This is a genomic window from Cetobacterium somerae ATCC BAA-474, from assembly GCF_000479045.1.
Lineage (GTDB): Bacteria > Fusobacteriota > Fusobacteriia > Fusobacteriales > Fusobacteriaceae > Cetobacterium_A > Cetobacterium_A somerae.
The window spans coordinates 1-4,524 of sequence record NZ_KI518086.1; the positions used below are offsets into that span (position 1 = coordinate 1).

At 24.2% G+C, this 4,524-nt stretch carries 4 protein-coding genes; all 4 read right to left on the bottom strand.

What is annotated here, in order from left to right; translation table 11 throughout:
• Window positions 1–603, bottom strand: a 603-nt coding sequence (locus HMPREF0202_RS02500) for a hypothetical protein (protein ID WP_023051803.1), incomplete at its 3' end; no start/stop codon positions are given.
• 84 nt (window positions 604–687) lie between these two features.
• Window positions 688–1,779, bottom strand: a complete 1,092-nt coding sequence (locus HMPREF0202_RS02505) for a ParA family protein (protein WP_023051804.1) — start codon at window positions 1,777–1,779, stop codon at window positions 688–690.
• A gap of 10 nt (window positions 1,780–1,789) precedes the next feature.
• Window positions 1,790–1,921, bottom strand: coding sequence for a hypothetical protein (locus tag HMPREF0202_RS15585; protein ID WP_023051805.1), 132 nt, complete (start codon window positions 1,919–1,921; stop codon window positions 1,790–1,792).
• Window positions 1,922–2,217: 296 nt separating this feature from the next.
• Entirely contained in the window at window positions 2,218–3,996 is a 1,779-nt protein-coding gene (locus tag HMPREF0202_RS02510; RefSeq protein ID WP_023051806.1) for a replication initiation protein, read from the bottom strand.
• Between the last annotated feature and the right edge of the window lie 528 nt (window positions 3,997–4,524).

A 4,524-nucleotide genomic window follows, 5' to 3' on the forward strand; every position in this document is an offset into this window, starting at 1 on the left:
TAATAATTTTTCTATCTCTTCTTTTCTTTTATCATCAACATATTGAATTTTTTCTTTTATATTATTAAAAATCTCAAAATTTATATTTACTCCAATCTCTTTTCTAATCTCTTCACTTCTAATTGGATTTTCTGCTTTTAAAAACATTTTAAACTCAATCACACTATTTGATGTGTTTAAATATGTTAAATTTTCTTCTAAATTTTTATAAATTTTTTCTATCTCTCTGAAAGTTAAAGATCCTACAATTTCTTTTGCCGTGTCAGTACTAGTATTCTCAAATAATTCAAATCTTCTTCTATGTCTCAAAGCTGTCATTCTATTAAAACCAACTAATTCTAACCACTGACAATATGTCATATCCTCTTGTATTTTTTCTGAAACTTCTTTAAAAATCTTTCCAAGTTGAATTGAAGCATTAGCTTGTAAATTTAAAATCTCTTTTGTTTTTACTTCTAAAAACTCATTTTCCTCTTTAGTTTCACAAAATTCTATTTTAGCTACATTTTTTATTATTTCTAGTGCTTCACTTTTCTTCTCTTTTTCAATGACTTCTTTGCTAGCTCCTTCAGTAGCTCTTCTCAATCTATCTATTGCTCCCATTGAACACCCCTCATTGTATAATTTAAGCAAACTTAATTTTTAATATAACACTGTAACATAAATTTTATTCTTGTAACACATGTGTTACATCCCTTTTATAACTTCTATTAAACTATCTTGAACTTCTTGTAATCCTTTTGAATTTGTTTCCCAAACGCTTTTTCCTTTCTCTAAAAGAGTTTCAATTTGCGATAACTCTTTTATCGGCTCAGGAAGAAGTATTGTTGTTTCTCCTAAAACATTTTTTAAATCATTTAAATATTTATTCTGATTTGTTGTATTTCTGTATTTATTAACTATTATTGAAAATACCTTATCAATACCAGCTTCTTCTACTACATTTATAACTCCTTCAACTGTAACTCTATCACAGAAACAAGGAATAATAACTTTATCTGAACACTCTACAAATATTGTATCTAATTTCATAGTTGGAATACTATCAATTAAAACAAAGTCATACTCTATTTTCATTTTTTCTATAAATTTAGGAAGATTATTTAAAAATGTTGTAGAAAATTTAGAATCCTCAAGTGGAATAAAATCAACATTTTCTCTTATTCTTACAATATCTCCATCTTCACCTTTTACAAAAGCTTTTAAACCACTATCAAAAATAGGTTTATGCTCTTGTGGAGCTGTATAGTCTAACACATTATTTTGAGAATCTGATGTTAAAATTAATACTTTTTTTCCAATTAATGATAGTCCAACTGATAATTGAACTGTTAAAAAAGTTTTTCCTACTCCACCTTTATTAACTTTTATTGTGTATACTTTTCCTTTTCTATCCACTTTTCCCTCCACATTTGGCTTTATACTCACAGCGTCATCTAATAGTGTAATTACAACATCTTTTTTCTCTTCCGTTAAGCCTAAACTATTTATAATAGGCAACGGAATTACTAATTTTGGTGATTTATATTTTCCTACTTTATCAAATTTAACTTTATAATTTTTTATTAATAAAAGAATTTTTCCATTTTCCGTTTTTTGCTCTTGCTCTACTAAAGTTTTTCCATACTTTAAAATAATTTCATCATTTTTATATTCAAAAATAATGTTATTGTTTTCCTCTGTTATAGATAAAAAATTTAAAATATCTTTAGATAAATTTAATCTACACCCATTTAATCTTCCATCTTTTTTATATGAAAACGATAATTTTTTTATCATTCTTAACTCCTTAACTTAACAATAATTTTAAATTTTTAAGAGCTTTTTCAATTTCATCTGAATTTTTTCCTTCTAAAGATATCTTTGCTCCATTTAAATTTAATGTTACTGTTATCAAATTTTCACGATAGTTTATTTTCATTATTATCCTCCTAAATTTTAGAAAAAGTTAATGAATTTTCTATTGCGAGTAGAAAGGACTTTACATTAAAATTTTCTATATTTTACCTTAATAAAATAATACTTCTTTTATTGTGTTATGTCAAGCCTAAAAAATATTTTTTTCTCACTTTTATTGATTTTAAATATTTTTAATGTTATAATTTGTCCGCGAGTAGAAGGGATTTATCTTAAGATAATCTCTTTTTTTTATAAAAAAAGCACTTTTTTCAACTAATGAAAAAGTGCTTTTTACTTATCTTAAAATTACTTATTAAATTATTTTCCTAATAAAATTTCCTCAACTTTATTTTGAACATCATCTATAGTTTGAATATTCCCTGCTAATACTTCCTTTGTTAATCTCATTTTCAATCTTAATAACTCCTCTTTAGAGAAATCTCCTTCTAGCATTATTAACACATTATTTATATAATCTTTTGCTAATGATAAAAATTCTTTAGTTAAAGGCTCTGAATAGCTTTTATTTTTTGCCTCTATTTCTATTACCTCTAATTCTGGTGAAGAGTTACAATTAAAATAATCTATCTCATTTAAATAGTTTAAAATTATTCTTTTTTTTCCAGCATTAAAAGCCATTTTCTGTATTTTAGTGTTCATTCCACATATTTTTATATAATTTTTAAATGCATTTTTTTCTATCTCATCTTTTTCTTCTTGAGTTAATAACTCAAAAGAAGCTTCTAATTGAAGAAATTTTTCATCAATTACTTCATCTTTTCTTATTTCAATTTTCTCTTGAGATAAATTTTCTTTTTTAGTTTTTTCTATAATAATATCTCCTGCCCAATCATTTTCTAAAGCTTTTAAGAAAAATGCTCTTGGACTAGTTAATTTTTTTTGCTTATTTAAATAAGCTATTGTTCCTCTTACTTTTTCTTCTCCATATTTTTCAATACTATCTGCTATAGTTTTTGGCATAGATTTCAATTTTTTAGCTATATTTGGTAACTTATTAAATAATTCTTCTATCAACTCTTTAGTTATAACTGTTTTTTCCAATTGTTCTTTTTCATTTTCAGTTAATGTATCGTGCTCTGTTGCAGATATTGTTAATTGAGTAGAAATATTTTTAAAATCATTAAAATCATCAAAAAATCTCTCTTGTTTTTCTTCAGCCGAATCTTCATAAAAATGTATCTCTATCTCTGATTTTTCCCAAGTACTATCTTTTACAAAATTAAACTCTTTAATCAAATTTTTTATTTTTAATTCGTTTAAATTATTTTCTAAAATTTTTATAGTGTTATGTGGGTTTTTAGGATTAAACTTTAACGGAATTCTTTTTATTAAAAAAAGTGTATCTATTCTTAAGTAAAGCTCATGATATCTAAGCTTTTCTATTAACATATAAATTGTACGAGCCGTACTGGTATCTATATCTAATAAAATATCAGAATTATAAACCATATAACCTTTTGTCATTATATTATTGTAAAAATGGTCTGATACAGATATTTCATAAACTTCTTTTATTCTGTTATCACTGATCTGATCTTTAAGAGTTTTATTTTTTCTATCATCAAGTCTAATTGTTTTTAGTGATAGAATTGTTGTTTCAATATCTTGAGTTAAGATTGATTTATTCACAGAAGAATACATTGTATTTTTAAAGTTATAGTTAGAAGTTGCCAACCTTGATAAACTTTCTTTAATCCTTTTTACATAATCTTTGGTTGTTAACTTTAGTTCTTTTTTTAACTCTGCTGCCGTTACAATAAATCTTCTTGGCATACCTTTATTTTTCATAACTTTCATCAAGGCTATAAAAACTTTTTCTTCTAATTCTCCAGGTATATAATCTCCTGCTTTTGGTGTAACATTTATATATGTATCACGATTTTTATTAAAATAATATTTTACAATTTGATTTACTTTTCTTCTTGTATTTTTAGAAAAAAGTGGATATTGTATAACGTTCATATCAACACGAACTAAGGATTTATTTTTAATAAAATCTTCGTCTACATAGATATTTTCTTCTACTATCTCTGTTTCTGGTGTATCTATAACTTCCTCTTCATACCACTTGCTCATTAATTTATCTCCTTAAAAATAATCTAAATTTTTTACACTTAATAATGGGGGTTATCTAGAAAATTATCCAATTTTTTACATATTTTAACATAATTTCTTATAAAAATATATAAATTATTCTTAAAAACAGTCATTTTTTCTTATAAAATACACCTCAGTAATGCGTGGTCATATAATAAATTAATAAATATCCCCCAGCAATACGTTAAATTTTTATTAAACCCTCAGTAATACGTGTAAAAGCCCTCGGTAATACGTGTAATCACCCTCAGTAATACGTGTAATCACCCCCAATAATACGTGTAACAAGTCCCCAATAATGCGTGGTAATAAAAACATTACTTTTCATAATAAAATCAATGCTTAAACAAGCTTTTTTTATACTTTTTTTTGTACATAACAATATAAACAATATATAACAATATAAACAACTATAACAATGTAATTTTTCTAATTTTCTAATATTAAATAAAAAATAAGCACTTATTAATGAGGGTAACTTAAAAAATATATAAAATTATATAATAT

Bases quoted from the DNA above. Each gene is read 5' to 3' on its own strand.
- HMPREF0202_RS02505 (WP_023051804.1), bottom strand. From the start codon at position 1,779: ATGATAAAAAAATTATCGTTTTCATATAAAAAAGATGGAAGATTAAAT.
- HMPREF0202_RS15585 (WP_023051805.1), bottom strand. From the start codon at position 1,921: ATGAAAATAAACTATCGTGAAAATTTGATAACAGTAACATTAAATTTA.
- HMPREF0202_RS02510 (WP_023051806.1), bottom strand. From the start codon at position 3,996: ATGAGCAAGTGGTATGAAGAGGAAGTTATAGATACACCAGAAACAGAG.